The 17,643-nt window shown below is 72.6% G+C and carries 15 protein-coding genes; 7 read left to right on the plus strand and 8 right to left on the minus strand.

From position 1 onward, the window contains the following. The first annotated feature begins 90 nt into the window (after positions 1-90). From ABT345_RS18065 to ABT345_RS18075, 3 genes are all read left to right on the plus strand, one after another. Positions 91-687, plus strand: a complete 597-nt coding sequence (locus ABT345_RS18065; RefSeq protein WP_345076696.1) for a CGNR zinc finger domain-containing protein — start codon at positions 91-93, stop codon at positions 685-687. A 405-nt stretch (positions 688-1,092) separates the two neighbouring features. Next, positions 1,093-2,343, plus strand: a complete 1,251-nt coding sequence (locus tag ABT345_RS18070) for a cysteine desulfurase (RefSeq protein WP_345076693.1) — start codon at positions 1,093-1,095, stop codon at positions 2,341-2,343. Positions 2,344-2,615: 272 nt separating this feature from the next. Then, positions 2,616-3,380 (plus strand): alpha/beta hydrolase family protein, encoded by a 765-nt coding sequence (locus ABT345_RS18075; protein ID WP_345076690.1) that lies wholly within the window; start codon positions 2,616-2,618, stop codon positions 3,378-3,380. A gap of 105 nt (positions 3,381-3,485) precedes the next feature. Here the strand turns inward: ABT345_RS18075 and ABT345_RS18080 are convergent, their stop codons facing one another. Then, entirely contained in the window at positions 3,486-5,036 is a 1,551-nt protein-coding gene (locus tag ABT345_RS18080; protein ID WP_386461223.1) for an APC family permease, read from the minus strand. Continuing rightward, positions 5,024-6,493: an aldehyde dehydrogenase family protein gene (locus ABT345_RS18085; RefSeq protein WP_345076684.1), complete on the minus strand. Its 1,470-nt coding sequence runs from the start codon at positions 6,491-6,493 to the stop codon at positions 5,024-5,026. Before ABT345_RS18085 ends, ABT345_RS18080 begins: the two co-directional genes overlap by 13 nt. Positions 6,494-6,868: 375 nt before the next feature. Here ABT345_RS18085 and ABT345_RS18090 point away from each other — a divergent pair, with 375 nt between their 5' ends. Next, complete coding sequence (locus ABT345_RS18090; RefSeq protein ID WP_345076681.1) at positions 6,869-7,354, plus strand: DUF6314 family protein; 486 nt, start codon at positions 6,869-6,871, stop codon at positions 7,352-7,354. Between the two features lie 58 nt (positions 7,355-7,412). On the opposite strand, the gene ABT345_RS18095 is transcribed toward ABT345_RS18090, so the two are convergent. After that, positions 7,413-8,279: a class I SAM-dependent methyltransferase gene (locus tag ABT345_RS18095; RefSeq protein ID WP_345077231.1), complete on the minus strand. Its 867-nt coding sequence runs from the start codon at positions 8,277-8,279 to the stop codon at positions 7,413-7,415. A 187-nt stretch (positions 8,280-8,466) separates the two neighbouring features. Between ABT345_RS18095 and ABT345_RS18100 the strand changes: the two genes are divergently transcribed. Together ABT345_RS18100 and ABT345_RS18105 are read left to right on the plus strand one after the other, a co-directional pair. After that, the gene (locus ABT345_RS18100) at positions 8,467-8,928 is read left to right on the plus strand and encodes an SCP2 sterol-binding domain-containing protein (RefSeq protein WP_345076678.1); all 462 of its coding nucleotides are present in this window, start codon (positions 8,467-8,469) and stop codon (positions 8,926-8,928) included. Positions 8,929-9,440: 512 nt separating this feature from the next. Further along, positions 9,441-10,256: an SAM-dependent methyltransferase gene (locus tag ABT345_RS18105; RefSeq protein ID WP_345076675.1), complete on the plus strand. Its 816-nt coding sequence runs from the start codon at positions 9,441-9,443 to the stop codon at positions 10,254-10,256. Between the two features lie 72 nt (positions 10,257-10,328). Here the strand turns inward: ABT345_RS18105 and ABT345_RS18110 are convergent, their stop codons facing one another. Together ABT345_RS18110 and ABT345_RS18115 are read right to left on the minus strand one after the other, a co-directional pair. Next, positions 10,329-11,237, minus strand: a complete 909-nt coding sequence (locus ABT345_RS18110) for a Sco1979 family transcriptional regulator (protein WP_345076673.1) — start codon at positions 11,235-11,237, stop codon at positions 10,329-10,331. A gap of 94 nt (positions 11,238-11,331) precedes the next feature. Next, on the minus strand, positions 11,332-11,571 hold the full coding sequence (locus ABT345_RS18115; RefSeq protein ID WP_345076670.1) for a DUF397 domain-containing protein: 240 nt from the start codon (positions 11,569-11,571) through the stop codon (positions 11,332-11,334). 196 nt (positions 11,572-11,767) lie between these two features. Between ABT345_RS18115 and ABT345_RS18120 the strand changes: the two genes are divergently transcribed. After that, a complete protein-coding gene (locus ABT345_RS18120) occupies positions 11,768-12,280 on the plus strand; it encodes an ATP-binding protein (protein WP_345076667.1) in 513 nt (170 codons plus the stop codon). Positions 12,281-12,416: 136 nt separating this feature from the next. On the opposite strand, the gene meaB is transcribed toward ABT345_RS18120, so the two are convergent. From meaB to ABT345_RS18135, 3 genes are read right to left on the minus strand one after another with little or no spacing between them, the layout of a single operon-like run. Then, entirely contained in the window at positions 12,417-13,415 is a 999-nt protein-coding gene (gene meaB, locus ABT345_RS18125; RefSeq protein ID WP_345076664.1) for a methylmalonyl Co-A mutase-associated GTPase MeaB, read from the minus strand. 7 nt (positions 13,416-13,422) lie between these two features. Beyond that, a complete protein-coding gene (scpA, locus tag ABT345_RS18130) occupies positions 13,423-15,639 on the minus strand; it encodes a methylmalonyl-CoA mutase (protein ID WP_345076661.1) in 2,217 nt (738 codons plus the stop codon). After that, on the minus strand, positions 15,639-17,528 hold the full coding sequence (locus tag ABT345_RS18135; RefSeq protein ID WP_345076658.1) for a methylmalonyl-CoA mutase family protein: 1,890 nt from the start codon (positions 17,526-17,528) through the stop codon (positions 15,639-15,641). The genes scpA and ABT345_RS18135 overlap by 1 nt, the downstream gene beginning before the upstream one ends. Between the last annotated feature and the right edge of the window lie 115 nt (positions 17,529-17,643).

Raw genomic sequence — 17,643 nt, forward strand, 5'->3', positions numbered from 1 at the left:
GCGGGGCGTCGAGGAAGGGTGAGCGGGGCGCCGCGTGGTGCGGGCGCCGGGGGCGGAATCACGGAGAACTGCGAGTGCTACCGTTAGGCGGTGGATGCTGCCCGACGACGCCCCTCGCCCCGGACCGTGGCCCCCGGTGAGGGCAGTCATGTATCGCTGGCCCTGATCAACACGGCGTTCGCGCTGCCGAGCGGCCCTTTCGAAGAGCTGTCGGACGCCGCCGCCGCGCATGCCTGGCTGACCGGCCGTGAGCTGATCGCTCCCGAAGTCGCCGTCGGCGCCCGGGAGATGACACAGCTGCACGCCCTGCGGGAGACGCTGCGCGCGCTCTTCGAGGCGCGCATCGACGGGACGACCCCGGGCTCACGGGTGCTGGAGTCGGTCAATGCCGCGCTGGCCCGGGCTCCCGGGGTGCGTACGGTCCGCTGGGTCGAGGGCGCCGGCCTGGTGGCGGCGGAGCGCCGGTCCGGTGCGGGAGGCGTCGGCGCCGCGCTGTCGCGGCTGGCCGAGGACGGCGTCGACCTGCTGACCGGAGGCGAGGCGGGCAAGCTCTCCCGCTGCGGTGCACGCGGTTGCGTCCGGCTGTTCATCCGGTCGCATGCGGCCCGGCGCTGGTGCTCGGACCGGTGCGGCAACCGTGTCCGGGCCGCCCGCCACTACGCCGGGCGCGGTGGCGGCGGCCGGTAGCTGGGACCTGCGGAGAGTCCCTCCTGTCGCCCATCTCGACTTGTACCGGCAGCAGTTGATCATGTGTGCGAGGATCGAGGGGCGGAGTGCGTGGGGCGCGTCGGCCGTGGGGGCGGCGATGCGGAGGCCGTGCGGGACGTGGTCCGGGCCCGGTGAGTGCGTAGATCTTCTGACGGGAACAGCCCGTGGGGGAGTGCCCCCGTTCTCCTGGCGCATCATCGGTGCCAGGCAGCTGGCTCTGTCTGTCCTCGATGCGTCAACGCCCTATGCCCATAAGGGTTTTTGGGGCACCCGTATCTGCCGCTCCTCGCCGCCCTTGCCCTCGCCGCGCACCGCGGCCCGCGTCATTTCTCACGGAGAATTCCCCTTACCATCGTGAGACAAGTGCCACGAAGGGATGTGTGAGTGAGTACCTTGCCAAGCGCCGGTCGCCTCGACACCGAGAAGATCCGGCTGGACTTTCCGATCCTTCAGCGCGTGCTGCGCAGCGGCTCGCAGCTGGTCTACCTCGATTCCGCGGCGACGACGCAGAAGCCGCTTCAGGTGCTGGACGCCGAACGCGACTTCTACCTCCAGCACAACGCCGCGGTCCACCGGGGCGCCCATCAGCTGGCCGAGGAGGCGACCGAGGCGTACGAGGCGGCCCGGGAGTCCATCGCCGCCTTCATCGGCGCACGCGAGGACGAGGTGGTCTTCACCAAGAACGCCACCGAGGGGATCAACCTCGTCGCGTATGCGCTCGGCAACGGCGGCCGGATCAAGGCCGGCGACAAGATCGTGGTGACCGAGATGGAGCACCACGCCAACCTCGTCCCCTGGCAGGAGCTGGCGCGGCGCACGGGGGCGAAGCTGGAGTGGTTCCCGCTGACGGACGACGGGCGGCTCGATCTCGAAACGATCGACGACCTCCTCACCGACGACACCGCCCTGGTCGCGCTCACCCACCAGTCCAATGTCCTCGGGACGCTCAACCCCGTGGGGCTGATCGCCGAACGCGCCCATCAGGTCGGCGCGTTGGTGCTGGTGGACGCCGCGCAGTCGGTACCGCACCGGCCCGTCGACGTCTCCCGGCTGGGCGTCGACTTCCTGGCCTTCTCCGGTCACAAGATGCTCGGTCCCAGCGGGATCGGCGTGCTGTGGGGCCGGCAGGAGCTGCTGGCGGACCTGCCGCCCTTCCTGACCGGCGGCTCGATGATCGAGATCGTCACGATGGAACACTCGACCTATCTGCCGCCGCCGCAGCGCTTCGAGGCCGGGGTCCCCATGACGGCGCAGGCCGTCGGTCTGGGCGCGGCCGTGGAGTACCTCAACGCGCTGGGCATGGAGCGGGTGATGCAGCACGAGAGCGAGCTGACCGCCAAGGCGCTGGAGCTGCTGGGCCAGATCCCGGGCGTGCGGATCGTCGGTCCCCCCGAGCTGCGGGACCGCGGCGCCACCGTGGCCTTCACGGTCGACGGCATCCATCCGCACGACGTCGGGCAGGTGCTGGACGAGCACGGCGTGGCGGTCCGGGTGGGGCATCACTGCGCCCGCCCCATCGTCCAGCGGTACCAGATCCCCGCGACCACCCGCGCGAGCTTCTACGTCTACAACACCACCGACGAGGTCGAAGCGCTCGCCGACGGGGTGCGCGCCGCGCAGAAGTTCTTCGGCTGACGGCCGGCCGGGGCCTGCCGCAGCACGCCCCGGCCGTCACCCGCGCCGCGACGGCCCGCCCGTTGCCGAAGCCGGCGAGCCGCGGCGGGGAAAAGGAATGGAGAGGGCCGCGGCCGGGCTGTTAGCTTGTCCCCGACCGTGACACCGCCCGAGGAGGTGAGACCCATGAACGCTGTAACGACGTGGGTGCTCCCCCTTTCCGTCACGGCCGGCGATTGACGTAGGTGTCGCCGGGAGCGCCTCGACACCAGGCACTCCCGAAAGGCCACACCATGCATGCTCCGCACTTCACCACCGACGCGTCGTCGAACGGCATACGCGAACGCGACTTCACCGTGGGCGGCGTCCCCGGCATCCTCTGGTCGCCGGCTTCCGGCGCCGATCGCGCGCCCCTGGTCCTGATGGGCCACGGCGGCGGCCACCACAAGAAGCATCCGGCGATGGCGGGCCGCGCCCAGCGCCTCGTGACCGGAGGCGGCTTCCATGTCGCCGTCCTCGACGCGCCCGGTCACGGCGACCGGCCGCGCAGCGCCGAGGACGAGCGGGAGATCGCCGCGCTGCGCGGGGCGCAGGCGGCGGGCGAGCCGGAAGGCCCGATCGTCGTCCGCTACAACGCCCGCCTGGCCCAGGCCGCCGTGCCCGAGTGGCGGGCGGCCCTGGACGCCCTTCAGGGGCTGCCGGAGATCGGCGCCGACGGCCCGGTGGGCTACGTCGGCATCGGTCTGGGCACCGCGATCGGGGTGCCGCTGGTGGCGGTCGAGCCCCGGATCACGGCCGCGGTCTACGTCTGCACCTGGCCCGATGTCCTGATCGAGGCGGCGCAGCGGATCACCGTGCCGATCGAGTTCGACCTCCAGTGGGACGACGAGCGCATTCCGCGCGAGGCCTCTCTCGCGCTGTTCGACGCCTTCGCCTCGAAGGAGAAGACGCTGCACGCCAACGCGGGCATGCACCTGGAGCTGCCGCGGTTCGAGGCCGACAGCGCGGTCCGGTTCTTCGTCCGGCATCTCGGCGGGGCGGTCGCCCCGGCGGCCTGACGGTGAGCGGGGGCGGCGTCCGGTGTGACCACCGGGCGGCGCCCCCGCCCCCGGCCGGATGCGGGAACCGGCCCGCCCGGCCGCGCATCCGACCGGCCCCAGGAGTCACGACCCCGCGGCGTGTCCCTCCAGCACCCCCGTGCGCTTGCGTTGGACGCACCAGTAGTAGAGGAAGCCGCCGCCGGCGACGATGCCGATGAAGAGGAAGGCGCCCCAGCGCAGATACCAGTGCTGCGGGCCCGTCGCGTTGTAGACGGCGGCGCGGGGCCAGGCGAGGTTGAGGGACATCGCCAGGCCCCAGAGGACCGCGAGGATGTTGACGGGAAGGCCGAAGCGGCCCAGGGAGAAGGTGCCCTCGGCCGGGGTCCAGCGGCCGCGCAGGCGTTGGACCAGCATCGGGACGGTGACCATCAGATAGGCCAGGTAGATCATGATGATCGCGATGCTGGTGATCACCGAGAAGATCTGCGGTTGGTTGACGTTGATCAGCAAGATCGCGACGCCCACCAGCCCGATGATGATCGCGGGCAGCACCGGGGTCTGGAAACGCGGGCTGACCTTCGCCAGCAGGGACGCGGCGGGCAGGTTGTTGTCCCGGGCCATGGCGAAGGCGAGGCGGATGCCCGCGGTGTGCACCGCCAGTTCGCAGACGGTGATCGCGATGACCACGCACCACAGCACGATCTGGCCGACCGTCGAGCCCAGCGTGGAGAGGACCACGTACTGCAGGCCGTCCACGGAGAGTTCCTTGGCGTGCAGATCGGGCACCGCGAGGAGGGCGAAGAGGAGGATCAGACCGCCGATGAGGAACGAGGCGGTCAGGGCCCGCAGGATGGCGCGCGGGGCGTTGCGGCCCGGGTCCTTGGACTCCTCGCCCAGCGAGGACGCGGTGTCGAAGCCGTACATGACGTACGCCGAGGCGAGCGACGCGGTCAGGAAGGCGCCGAAGTAGCCGAGGCTCTGGCCGGCGCCCAGACCGAAGGTCTTGGTCACCGCGGACGGGCCGCGGGTGATGTGGGCGGCGAGCAGGATGATCAGCACGATCGCGGCGATCAGCTCGATGGCGACGCCCGCGGAGTTGATGCGCGCCATCAGCTTGACGCCGAACGCGTTCACCAGCGTGGTGAACAGGATGAGGATGCTGCCCAGCAGCACGGCGTTGGCCGCCGCATCCGTCCGGCCGCTGCCGTTGCCGATGAACTGGAACCACGACGAGATCTGCGGCAGCGTCACCTGATAGGCCAGGGCCACCGCGGCCAGCGACACCATGGTGGCGGTGAGCATCATCCAGCCGCCGAGCCATCCGACGTGCGGGCCGCCCATCCGCTTCGCCCAGTTGTAGATCGACCCGGCCACCGGATAGCGGGCGGCCAGCTCGCAGAAGCAGAGCGCGACCATCAGCTGGCCGCAGAACACCATCGGCCAGGACCACCAGTACGCCGGTCCGCCGTGGGTGATGCCGAAGTAGAACAGCTGGAAGGTGCCGGTGAGGATGGAGATGTAGCTGATCCCGGCGGCGAAGGTGTGGAAGTTGCCGAGGGTCCGCTTCAGCTCCGGTTTGTAGCCGAACTCGGCCAGCGAAGCGTCGTCGTCATCATGCGTGCCGTCCTCCCGGGTGCCGGGGCGCGGCGAGCCCGCCTCGCTCACTCGAACCACCTCTGCGGCCGGGGCGCGGTGTTCCGCCACACGTGCTTGGCCTCCTGGTACTCGGCGAGGCCCGCGGGCCCCAGCTCCCGTCCGACACCGGACTGCTTCATGCCACCCCACTCGGCCTGCGGGACGTACGGATGGAAGTCGTTGATCCAGACGGTGCCGGCCCGCAGCCGGGCCGCCACCCGGTGGGCCTTTTCGGCGTCCTGCGTCCAGACCGCGCCGGCCAGGCCGTACACCGTGTCGTTGGCGAGCCGGACCGCCTCGTCCTCGTCACGGAACCGTTCGACGGTCAGCACCGGGCCGAAGGACTCGTCGTGGATCACCGACATGTCCGGGGTGCATTCGTCCAGCACCGTCGGCAGGTAGTAGAAGCCGTCGCGCAGCGCCGGGTCCTGCGGTGGCCCGCCGCCGCAGCGCAGGACGGCGCCCTCGCCAAGGCCCGCCTCGACATACGCCGCGACCTTGTCGCGGTGCGCCGCGGAGATCAGCGGGCCGGTGCGGGCGTGCTCGTCGAACGGGCCGCCGAGCGGGATCCGCCGGGCGCGGGCCACCAGTTCGTCGACGAACCGGTCGTGCAGGTCGTTCTGGACGAGCAGCCGGGCGCCCGCCGAGCAGACCTGGCCGGAGTGGAGGAACACCGCGGTCAGGGCGTGGTCGACGGCGGTGTCGAACGCGGCGTCGGAGAAGACGATGTTGGGGTTCTTGCCGCCCAGCTCCAGGGCGATCTTCTTGACGGTCGGGGCGGCCGCGGCCATGATCCGGCGGCCGGTGAGCAGCCCGCCGGTGAAGGACACCAGGTCGACCCGGGGATCCTCGGTCAGCGGGGCGCCGACGAGCGGGCCGGTGCCCAGGGTGAGGTTGGCCGCGCCGTCCGGCAGCCCGGCCTCCGCCAGCAGCCGCATCAGATGGATCGCGGTGTGCGGGGTCAGCTCGCTGGGCTTCAGGACGAAGGCGTTGCCGGCGGCGAGCGCGGGGGCGACCTTCCACGCCGTCTGGAGCAGCGGGTAGTTCCACGGGGTGATCAGGGCGCAGACGCCGACCGGCTCATGGCGGACGATGCTCTCGATCCCCGGCTGCCCGGTGTCCACCACGCGGTCGGTGCCGCCGGACGCCGCGAGGTTGCCGAAATAGCGGAAGCAGTTCGCGATGTCGCCCATGTCGTAGACGCTCTCGACCAGCCGCTTGCCGGTGTCCAGCGATTCGGCGCGGGCCAGCGCGTCGGTGTCGCGCACCAGCAGGTCGGCGACGCGCAGCAGCAGGGCGCCGCGCTCGGCGGCGGGCGTGCGCGGCCAGGGCCCGTCGTCGTACGCGCTGCGGGCGGCGCCGACGGCGGCGGCCGCGTCCTTGGGGCCGCCTTCGTCGACGGTCGCGACCAGGGTGCCGTCCGCCGGGCAGCGGATCTCGCGCCGCCGGCCGTCGGCCGCTGCGGTCCAGCGGCCGCCGATGAACAGGTCCGGCATGGGGATGCCTCCGGTCTCCGGTTGTCGCGCCAGGCCGGCGGCGGGCGGGGCGCCGCCTGCCGCCGGGGTGCGGGCGCCGCGGACCGCGGCCCGGCGATTCGCACCCGGGTGATGATCTCGGTACCGAGCGTAGGCGCGGCGGTGCCGCTCCGCACGGCACGGCACCCCGGGCTTTCCCCTGAGCGTCGCGACGGCAGCCCGTAAGGGTGCCGGGCCACCCGGCCGGTCCATTCCGGGGCGCGCCGCCCGCGGGCCGTCCGCGCCCGCCGCTCCCGCCCGGGAACGCCGGGCCCCGGCGCCGCTCACTCCCCGTAAGGGACCCACCCGGCCGCCCGTACGGGAACGGCGCCGCGGCGGTCGGGGGAGAATCGGGCCATGCCCACCGCACCCGGCGGCCGTCCGCCCGCCTCGCCCCGTGCCGACCTGCCCTGCCGCCCGGTGCCCGATGTGGCGGCCTACCTCACCGGCCGCTGGAGCATCGAACGGCGCGTCCTCGACGTACGGGCCGGGGCCGAGGGCAGCTTCCGGGGGATCGCGGAGTTCCGGCCCGAGGGCGTGGACGGTGCGCTGCTGCATGTCGAGGAGGGCGAGCTGACCTGGGCGGACGCGGTGCATCCGGCCGGGCGGACGCTGTGGCTGCGGCCCCGGCCCAACGGCACGGCCGCGGTGGAGTTCGCCGACGGCCGCCCCTTCCACGACCTCGATCTGCGGACCGGACGCTGGCAGACCGTCCATCCGTGCGCCGCCGACCGCTACGCCGGGACGTTCACCGTGACCGGGCCGGACACCTGGGAGCTGGAGTGGCGGATCGAGGGACCGGCCAAGGAGGCGGTGCTGCGCTCGGTCTACCGCCGCCGGTAGACCGGGCGCGGCACCGGATGCCCGGCACGCACGCCGTCCGCGCGGACCCGGCACGGCGTCAGCCCTTGGTGGCGCGCAGGGCGTAGAGCAGCGGGACGATCGGCTCGTCGGGCGGCAGCCGCCACCAGCCGTTGTCACCGGGGACCATCGTGTCGAACCGCTTCCACGGGGCCTGTTCCGTCTCCCGCAGCACATCGACGCGGAGCCCGGCGGCGGACACCGCGGTGACGACCTCGCCGAGGCCGTGCCGCCATTCGTAACTCGTCGTCGCCTCCGTGAGCGCCGGGCCGTCGGTGTACGTGTGCGGGCTGTCGCTCCGCTGCGGGCCGCGCCCGGCGAGGTAGTCGTGGCGCAGCAGCAGGTCCTGGTTGTCGGGGGTGGGGGTGGGGCCGAGCGCGTCGAGCAGTGGGTGGAACTCGACGAGGTAGAGCATGCCGCCCGGGCGCAGCAGCGAGGCGACGATCTGGGCCCAGGCGGTGAGGTCGGGGAGGTAGCACAGGGCGCCCTTGCCGGTGTAGATCACGTCGAAGCGGCGGTCGCCGAGGGCCTCGGGCGCGCGGTGGACGTCGGACCGGACGAAGGTGAGGTCCCGGCCGCCCGCGGCGGCGAGCCGGCGGGCCTCGGTCAGGGCGGCGGCGGAGAAGTCGAGGCCGGTGGCGCGGGCGCCGCGGTCGGCGAAGGCGGCGGTTTCGGTGCCGAGATGGCACTGGAGGTGGAGGAGGTCGCGGCCGCGCAGGTCGCCCAGGTCCTGCCATTCGAAGGGGGCGAACCAGTCCTCGGCGGTGCGGGAGCCGTCCAGTCCGTAGAACTCGCTGGCGACGTGGACGGGGGTGCGGGCGTCCCAGTTGGCCTCGTTGGCCCGCACCATGTCCGCGACGGTCGGCCCGTGCTGCGGCGGTGTTCCGTGCTGCTCCGGCTCGCGCATCTGTGTGGTCATGGGGGACTGCCTACCCGGTGTGGCGCATGGGATGACAGTGGCTTCCCGGACGGCGGACGATGCCGCGGCCGCCGCCCGCGCCACCCGCTGTGACCAGGGACGTTGTTGCCTGCCGCGCTTCTGGCCCCGTAACCTCGCTTATCAGTGGATTTTACCGATTGGTAGGGAGTTTTCCGTGGCCGATGACGTCCGGGACCGATTGGCGGGGCTGGACTTCGCGGGGATCACCCCCGCCGAGTTCGCCGGGATCGTCAAGGGACTCAGCGCCCGCCAGATCACCGAGTTCGCCACCGGGGAGCTGCGCTCGCGGGTGCTGGGGGAGATCTTCGGGCGGATGGGTGAGCAGTTCCGCCCCGAGGCCGCCGGGGAGCTGCGGGCGCTGATCCGCTGGCGGATCACCGGGGAGTCCGAGGTGGTGTACGAGACCGTCATTGCCGACGGGCGCTGCACGGTCACCGAGGGCCGCTCGGCCGCCGACGCCCGGCTGACCCTGGTGATGGGGGACGCCGCCTTCCTCAAGCTGGTGTCCGGCAACGGCAATCCGGTGACGATGTTCCTCACCCGCAAGATCGTGGCCGGCGGCGATCTGACCCTCGCCGCCGGGCTCCACCGCTACTTCGACATCCCCGCGGCATGACCCGCCGCGCCGGCCGGGCGCCGTCCGTCCGCGGACGGCAGGTGTAGGACGCGCCGGGAGTGGTAGGCGCCCGGTGCGCGCTCCCTCGTGCGGCGGCCGGTCTTCGGGTGACCGGGCGGCGCCGCGAGCCGGTGCGGACCAGGTGTTGCCCCCGCGCGGGGCCGGTCCGTACCGCGGGGCGCACCCGGCACGGGTGACGCCGGGACAGGGAACGGGCCGCCGCCTGCGAGTGGCGTGGCGGCGGCCCGCCCCCGAACGGGGGGACGATTCCCGGCCACACTGAGCGGGGCTCTTGCCCGCGCGGCCCCGCCCGTTCCGCCCGGATTCCCCCGAGGTGTGCCGGCGGAAGGCCAAGTACCGCTCCCCGCAGGCGTACCGGGCGAGGAAACCCTGGCCTCATCTGCAACAACCGTGCATCCGTAGGTATGTTGGGGGCGAGCCCGGCCCGGCCGTCCGTTCGTACGGCGGCCGCAGAACCATGCCGGTGGTGCCGAACGACGGGAACGTTAGTCATGAGCCAAGAGCCCCAGCCGTTGTCCACTGTCGTCGATGTCAGCATCCCGAGCGTGGCCCGGATGTACGACCATTACCTGGGAGGCAAGGACAACTACTCCGTCGACCGTGAGGCCTGCGACGAGCTGGACAAGGTCGCGCCCAGCACCAAGGCGCTGGCCGTCAACAACCGCCGCTTCCTGCAGCGGGCGGTGCGCTGGCTCGCGCAGGAACAGGGCATCCGCCAGTTCATCGACCACGGCTCCGGCCTGCCGACGCAGGACAACGTCCACCAGGTCGCGCAGGCGGTCGACCCGGAGTCCCGGGTGGTCTACGTCGACAACGACCCGATCGTCCTCGCGCACGGCCGGGCGCTGCTGGAGGAGGACCACCGCACCGCGGTGATCCAGGCGGACATGCGCGACACCGACGGCATCTTCAACAGGCCCGAGGTCAAGCGGCTCATCGACTTCGACCAGCCCGTCGCCGCCCTCTTCGTCTCCGTCCTGCACTGCATACCGGACGAGGACGACCCCAAGGCGCTGGTCGAGCGCGTCGCCGAACGGCTCTGCCCCGGCAGCTTCCTGGTGGTCTGCCACCTGGTCAGCGAGGACAAGGCGACCCGGGACTTCGTCACGGAGTTCATGCGGGTCTCCACCCAGGGGAACTGGGGCCGGGTGCGCCGGGCGAGCGAACTGGAGGAGTTCCTGGAGGGGCTGGAGGTCCTGGAGCCCGGTCTCGTCGAGGTCTCCACCTGGAAGCCGGACGGCACCATGGGGCCGAAGCAGACGACCATGGAGTGGATCGAGTACGGCGGCGTGGCGCGCAGGAACTGAACTGCCCGGCAGGCATGAGGGAGGCGGGGCCGCCGGGCCCCGCCTCCCTCATGTGTGGAGCCGTCCGGCGGCTCAACCCATCTCGCGCAGCAGCTCCTCCAGGAGCGTCAGCGAACCGCGCGGCGACTCGGCCTGGGCGCTCAGCCGGTCCATGACGGCGAGGTAGTGGTCCACGTCGTCGCGCTTGTCCAGGTAGAGCGCGCTGGTCAGCTGCTCCAGATAGACGATGTCCGGCAGATCCGGCTCCAGGAACCGCAGGATCGTGATCGGCCCGCCGGCCGCCGCGAGTCCGCCGAGGCTGAACGGTGCGATCTGCAGCGTGACGTTGGGCAGCTTCGACATCTCCAGCAGATGACGCAGCTGATCGGCCATCACCTGCGGGCTGCCCAGCGGACGCCGCAGCGACGCCTCGTCTATCACCGCCCACAGCCGGGGAGCGTGCGGCGCCGTCAGCAGCTTCTGGCGCTCCAGGCGCAGCGCCACCCGCCGTTCGATGTCCTCCTCCGACGCCCGCGGATGACCGAGCCGGGCCACCGAGCGGGCGTAGTCCGGCGTCTGCAGCAGACCCGGGACGAACTGCACCTCGTACGTCCGGATCACCGACGCCGCCTCTTCGAGGCCGATGTGCGTCTCGAACCAGCTGGGCAGCACGTCGTTGTACCGGTGCCACCAGCCCGGGGTGCTGGTGCGGCGGGCGAGTGCGAGGAAATCGGCGCGCTCCGACTCGGCGGTGACGCCGTAGAGCGTCAGCAGATCGGAGATGTCCCGTTCCTTGCAGCTCACCCGGCCCAGCTCCAGGCGGCTGATCTTGGCGTGGGAGCCGCGGATCGCGTCACCCGCCGCCTCGCGGGAGACGCCGGAGGCCTCCCGCAACCGTCTGAGCTGGGTGCCGAGGACGATGCGGAGCACCGTCGGGCCGCCGCGCGGATTGTCGAGGTAGTGGCGCAGTGAGGGTTCGCGGCTCGGCTGCGCGGCGGTCATGCTGACTCCCCTGGGTGGTTGGGCGAGCGCCAAGTGTCCCACTGCGAAAAGGATACGTACAGCGGACCGATTATCCGGACGACATATGCGTCGGTCACCGGCCGATCAGGTCGTCGAAGTCGCCGTCCTTGGCGCCCTGGACGAACGCGGCGATCTCGTCACGGGTATAGACCAGGGCCGGTCCGCCGATGTGCCGGGAGTTGCGCACCGCGACCCCGCCGTCCGAAAGAACCGCCAGTTCAACGCAGTTGCCACTGGGGTTGCTGCGGCGGCTCTTGCGCCACTGGGCCCGCTCGATACGGGTCGACTGAATGCCGTTGGGCACCGTCTCCATCACTGTCGCTCCCTTGCTGGAGGCGCGGCCTCCTACCGTTCCCGGGCCGTGATTCACGGTGGCGTGAACAAGCCCCTGCGTGGCCGTCCTTACCGATGTAATTGCAGATGCACTTGCAGCAGAGGGCGGCTGACGAGGATATTAGCTGTCCCGAGCAGTGCAGCCCAGACCAGAAGCGCCCCTTCGCGGAGACGTGATGACGACACATCCGGCAGTGCCCGTGTACGCAACACCGCGCAAGGAGCCGCGCGACGACGGCTGGTGGGTGCCCGGTCCCGACTCGTTCGCCGCCTGCGCGCTCAGCGCCTCCGCCCGCACCGTCGCCGACGCCCGGCGCTTCACCCTCGCCACGCTCCGCGGCTGGCGGATATGTGCCGCCCTCACCGACGACGCCGCCCTCATCGTCTCCGAACTCGTCAGCAACGCCCTGCGCTACGGCGTCCGCAACGCCCACGGCGAGGCCGGCTGCGGCCGCGTGGCGGGCCCCGTCGTCACCCCCGCCTGGCTCGCCCTGACCCGGCGCGAGGACGGCGTCATGTGCGCGGTCTCCGACGGCGGCGAGGGCGCCCCGGTCATCGGCACCCCCGACCCGCTCGCCGAGTCAGGCCGCGGCCTGAGCATCGTCGAACAGCTCAGTGACGCCTGGGGATGGACACTGCCGGACCGCTCCGGAAAGACCGTCTGGGCCACCCTCTCGCCCCGCCCCTGACCCCGGACGGCGCGGGCAACTCCCCTTTCCCGCGGCACGCCCGACGCGCACCCGTACGCCGCCCGGACGCGACGATGCCCGGACGGGCCGGTCGCCGGCCGTCCGGGCATCGTCGCGCAGCGCTCCTCAGTGCTCCTCAGTGCTCCTCGGGAGGCAGTCCGAAGGCCGTCAGGAGGCGTTCGGCGGCCAGCGTCGCGGTGAGCGTGCCCGACCGGACCTCCCGCTCGACGTCCGGCGCGATCCGCCGTACCTCCGGATCGTGGCGCAGCCGGTCCACCAGCTGGTCGCGGACCATCGTCCACACCCACTCCACCTGCTGCGCCCGGCGCCGCTCGGTGAGCGCGCCGGTCGACTCCAGCAGCGCGCGGTGCTGCTCCACGCGCTCCCACAGCTCATCGAGGCCCGTGCCCTCCCGGGCGCTGCAGGTGAGCACCGGCGGCGTCCACGCGGCGTCCGGCGGCTGCAGCAGCCGCAGCGCGCCGGACAGCTCCCGGGCCGCCGCACGGGCGTCCCGCTCGTGCGGACCGTCGGCCTTGTTGACGGAGACCAGATCCGCCAGCTCCAGGACGCCCTTCTTGATGCCCTGCAGCTGATCGCCGGTCCGCGCCAGCGTCAGCAGGACGAACGTGTCGACCATGTCGGCGACCGTGGTCTCGGACTGCCCGACACCCACCGTCTCCACCAGGACGACGTCGTACCCCGCCGCCTCCATCACGATGATCGACTCCCGGGTCGCCCGCGCCACCCCGCCCAGCGTCCCGGACGTGGGGGAGGGCCGCACGAACGCCGCCGGGTCGGTCGCCAGCCGCGCCATCCGGGTCTTGTCGCCCAGGATGGAACCGCCGGTACGGGACGACGACGGGTCGACGGCGAGCACCGCGACCCGGTGCCCGGCGCCCGTCAGCCGCGAGCCGAGCGCGTCGATGAACGTCGACTTGCCGACCCCGGGCACCCCGCTGATCCCCACCCGCCGCGCCGCCCCGGCATGCGGCAGCAGCGCGACGAGCAGCCGCTGGGCCGCCGCGCGGTGGTCGGCGCGGCTGGACTCCACCAGCGTCACGGCCCGCGCGATCCAGGCCCGGGAACCCGCCCGGACGCCCTCCGCGTACCGCTCGACATCGATCCTCGCGGGCATCAGCGCCTCACAGCTCGTGGCCGAGGGCCCGCGCGAGGTCCCGGACCAGGTCGTACGCGGCGTCCGGGATGACCGTGCCGGGCGGGAAGACCGCCGCCGCGCCCATGTCCCGCAGCGTCTGCACGTCCTGCGGGGGGATCACCCCGCCCACCACGACCGTGATGTCCTCCCGGCCCTCCGCCGCCAGCGCCTCGCGCAGCGCCGGCACCAGCGTCAGATGACCGGCCGCCAGCGACGAGACGCCGACGATGTGCACATCGGCCTCCACCGCCTGCCGCGCCACCTCGGCCGGGGTCTGGAACAGCGGGCCGACGTCGACGTCGAAGCCCAGGTCGGCGAAGGCCGTGGCGATCACCTTCTGGCCGCGGTCATGGCCGTCCTGGCCCATCTTGGCCACCAGGATGCGCGGCCGGCGCCCCTCGGCGCGCTCGAACTCGGCCACCAGATCCCGGGTGCGGCCGACACCGGAGGAGGGGCCCGCTTCGTCTCGGTACACACCGGAGATCGTACGGATCTGCCCGGAGTGCCGGCCGTAGACCTCCTCCAGGGCGTCGGAGATCTCCCCGACCGTCGCCATCGCGCGCGCCGCGTCCACGGCCAGCGCCAGGAGATTGCCCTCCAGGCCCTCGCCGGGGCCGGACCGCGCCGCATCCGTCAGCGCCCGCAGCGCCGCCCGGCAGGCGTCCTCGTCCCGCTCGGCCCGCAGCCGCTTCAGCTTCTCGATCTGCTGCGCCCGCACCGCGGAGTTGTCGACCTTGAGGACCTCGATCTCCTCGTCGGTCTCCACCCGGTACTTGTTCACGCCGATCAGCGCCTGCCGCCCGGAGTCGATCCGCGCCTGCGTACGGGCCGCCGCCTCCTCCACCCGGAGCTTGGGGATGCCCGCGTCGATCGCCTTCGCCATCCCGCCGGCCGCCTCCACCTCCTCGATGTGCCGCCACGCCCGCCGCGCCAGATCCTGCGTCAGCTTCTCCACGTACGCGCTGCCGCCCCACGGGTCGATGACCCGGCAGGTCCCCGACTCCTGCTGGAGGAAGAGCTGGGTGTTGCGGGCGATGCGCGCGGAGAAGTCGGTGGGCAGCGCCAGCGCCTCGTCCAGCGCGTTGGTGTGCAGCGACTGGGTGTGGCCCTGCGTCGCCGCCATCGCCTCCACACACGTGCGCGTCACGTTGTTGAAGACGTCCTGCGCCGTCAGCGACCAGCCCGACGTCTGCGAATGGGTGCGCAGCGACAGCGACTTGGGGTTCTTCGGCTCGAACTGCTGCACCAGCTTGGCCCACAGCAGCCGCGCGGCCCGCAGCTTGGCGATCTCCATGAAGAAGTTCATGCCGATCGCCCAGAAGAAGGAGAGCCGCGGCGCGAAGGCGTCCACGTCCATCCCCGCCGCCATGCCCGCCCGCAGATACTCCACGCCGTCGGCGAGCGTGTACGCCAGCTCCAGATCGGCCGTCGCACCCGCCTCCTGGATGTGGTACCCGGAGATCGAGATGGAGTTGTACCGCGGCATCTTCTGCGAGGTGTACGCGAAGATGTCGGAGATGATCCGCATCGACGGCTGCGGCGGATAGATGTAGGTGTTGCGGACCATGAACTCCTTGAGGATGTCGTTCTGAATGGTCCCGGCCAGCTTCTCGGGCGGTACGCCCTGCTCCTCGGCGGCCACGATGTAGAGCGCGAGAACGGGCAGCACCGCGCCGTTCATCGTCATCGACACCGTCATCTTGTCGAGCGGAATGCCCTCGAAGAGCTGGCGCATGTCGTAGATCGAGTCGATCGCCACCCCCGCCATGCCGACGTCACCCGTCACCCGCGGATGATCGCTGTCATAGCCGCGGTGTGTCGGCAGGTCGAAGGCGACCGACAGGCCCTTCTGACCGGCCGCGAGGTTGCGCCGGTAGAAGGCGTTGGACTCCTCGGCGGTGGAAAAGCCGGCGTACTGCCGGATGGTCCACGGCTGGTTGACGTACATCGTCGGGTACGGGCCGCGCAGATACGGCGTGATGCCCGGGTACGTCCGCAGGAAGTCCACACCGTCGAGATCGGCGTCCGTGTAGAGCGGCTTCACGCCGATGCCCTCGGGCGTCTCCCACGTCAGGTCCGCGACGCTCGCGCCGGTGGCCTTCTCGACGGCCTCGGCCCACCGCGCCGGATCCGCGCCGTCCGCCGCGCCGTCCAGCGGCACCCCGCTGAAATCCGGGATGCCCGTCCGCTGTGCCCCGGCCATCACGCCACCTCCATGACATCAAGGGCCGAGGCGAGGACCCCGGCCGCGTCGCAGCCGGTGAAGACGTACGCGTCCACCCCGGCCTGCTCCAACTCCTCGCGCCCTTCACCGGGCTTGCCCGCCAGATACACCCGCACCGCACCGGCCGCCTTCAGCGCCGCCGCGACCTCGGCCGCCTGCTCCGCGTAGAGCGCGTCGCTGCCGCACAGGCACGCGATCCGCGCGCCGCTCGCCGCGAAGGCCGCGGCCGCCGTCCCCGCGTTCACCGACGCGGGCTCGTGCACCGTCTCGACGCCGCCCGCCTGGAAGAGGTTGGCGGCGAACGTCACCCGCGCGGTGTGCGCGGCGGCCGGACCCAGCGCCGCCAGGAACACCTTCGGACGGGCGCCGGTGGCCGCCAGATGCGCGTCCGACCTGGCCCGCAGCGCCTCGTACGCATCGTCGCGCCGCACCCGCGGCAGCCCGCCGCCGGACCGGGCCGGCGCGGCCTCGCGGCGCACCGGGGCCTCCGCCAGATACGGGAACTCGCTGACGCCGGTGATCGGTTCGCGGCGGGTCGCCAGATCACGGGAGCGGCGCTCCCAGGTGGCGGCGAGCCGGCCGGCGATCAGCCCGGAGCCGAGGGCCGCGGCCTGACCGCCCGCGCCCTCGATCTCCTGGAACCACGCCCAGGCGGCGCGCGCCAGCTCGTCCGTCAGCTCCTCGACGTACCAGGAGCCGCCGGCCGGGTCGATCACCTTCGACAGATGCGACTCCTCCAGCAGCACCGCCTGGGTGTTGCGGGCGATCCGGCGGGCGAACGCGTCCGGCAGGCCGAGCGCCGCGTCGAACGGCAGCACCGTCACCGCGTCCGCGCCGCCGACCCCGGCCGACAGCCCGGCGACGGTGGTGCGCAGCATGTTCACCCACGGGTCGCGGCGGGTCATCATCACCGGCGACGTCACCGCGTGCTGCCGCTGCGCCCGGGCCCCGGGCGAGGCGCCGCACACCTCGGCGACCCGCGCCCACAGGCGGCGCGCGGCGCGCAGCGTGGCGATGGTCAGGAACTGGTCGGCGCCGGCGGCGTAGCGGAACTCCAGTTGGCCGCAGGCGGTGTCGATGTCCAGGCCCGCGGCGGTCAGCGCCCGCAGGTAGGCGACGCCGGTGGCCAGGGAGCACCCCAGCTCCTCGGCGGCCGAGCCGCCAGCCTCGTGGTACGGCAGCGCGTCGACGGTCAGCGCCCGCAGCCCGGGTGCCTCCGCGGCGCACCGCTCGGCCAGCGTCGCGGCGGCCGTCAGATGGCCGTCGAGCGCGGCGCGGTCGCCGCCGCGGGCGAGGAGCGCCAGCGGGTCGGCGCCGAGCGTGCCGGTCAGGGTGGCGGGGGCCACGCCGCCGTCGGCCGCCAGGGCGAACAGCTCCTCGGCGGCCGCGGCGAACTCCTCGCCCGCGTCCAGCGCGACGGCGGCGAGGTCCAGATGGACGCCGACCAGGGCCCGCGGCAGCGCGCCGAGCGGCACCCCGCCCTCGCCCACGCGCAGCCACAGCGAGGTGACGCCGTTCTCCAGGTCGGTGAGGGCCGCCTCGTTGACGACGGCCGGGTCGGTGTGGGCCTGGAGCTGGCGGACGTCCCAGCCGGCGACGGTGGCGCCCTCGGGGCGGCTGCCCCGGACGAACGGCGGGAAGCCGGGGAGCCCGGCGGCGCCGGCGCCGGCCGGTGCGTCGTCGGCGGTGTAGAGGGGACGGACGCGGATGCCGTCGGGCAGATCGGTGGCGAGCGCGTCCTCGGGGGCGTCCGCCGCCGGGGTGGCGCCCGACTTGCGCAGCACACCCGCGACGAGGTGCTGCCACTGCGCGCGATCGGCGTCCGGGAACGCGGCGGCCAGGGGGAGTTCGGGGGACTCGGCGGTCATGGCAGCAGGCTAGGCGAACGACCGTTAGCTGGAGCAGGGGCTCTCGCTGTGACCTTGAACTCTTTGATCCGTGCGGGTGCAAGGGCGGGCCCGGGACGTCCCGTCGTCCGCCGGG

The sequence above is a fragment of the Streptomyces sp. NPDC000404 genome (assembly GCF_040300365.1).
GTDB classification, from domain to species: domain Bacteria; phylum Actinomycetota; class Actinomycetes; order Streptomycetales; family Streptomycetaceae; genus Streptomyces; species Streptomyces ramulosus.

Excerpts from the sequence above, each read along its gene's own strand:
- ABT345_RS18075 (WP_345076690.1), top strand. The coding sequence starts at position 2,616 with ATGCATGCTCCGCACTTCACCACCGACGCGTCGTCGAACGGCATACGC.
- ABT345_RS18085 (WP_345076684.1), bottom strand. The coding sequence starts at position 6,493 with ATGCCGGACCTGTTCATCGGCGGCCGCTGGACCGCAGCGGCCGACGGC.
- ABT345_RS18090 (WP_345076681.1), top strand. The coding sequence starts at position 6,869 with ATGCCCACCGCACCCGGCGGCCGTCCGCCCGCCTCGCCCCGTGCCGAC.
- ABT345_RS18095 (WP_345077231.1), bottom strand. The coding sequence starts at position 8,279 with ATGCGCGAGCCGGAGCAGCACGGAACACCGCCGCAGCACGGGCCGACC.
- ABT345_RS18105 (WP_345076675.1), top strand. The coding sequence starts at position 9,441 with ATGAGCCAAGAGCCCCAGCCGTTGTCCACTGTCGTCGATGTCAGCATC.
- ABT345_RS18110 (WP_345076673.1), bottom strand. The coding sequence starts at position 11,237 with ATGACCGCCGCGCAGCCGAGCCGCGAACCCTCACTGCGCCACTACCTC.
- ABT345_RS18115 (WP_345076670.1), bottom strand. The coding sequence starts at position 11,571 with ATGGAGACGGTGCCCAACGGCATTCAGTCGACCCGTATCGAGCGGGCC.
- ABT345_RS18120 (WP_345076667.1), top strand. The coding sequence starts at position 11,768 with ATGACGACACATCCGGCAGTGCCCGTGTACGCAACACCGCGCAAGGAG.
- meaB (WP_345076664.1), bottom strand. The coding sequence starts at position 13,415 with ATGCCCGCGAGGATCGATGTCGAGCGGTACGCGGAGGGCGTCCGGGCG.
- scpA (WP_345076661.1), bottom strand. The coding sequence starts at position 15,639 with ATGGCCGGGGCACAGCGGACGGGCATCCCGGATTTCAGCGGGGTGCCG.
- ABT345_RS18135 (WP_345076658.1), bottom strand. The coding sequence starts at position 17,528 with ATGACCGCCGAGTCCCCCGAACTCCCCCTGGCCGCCGCGTTCCCGGAC.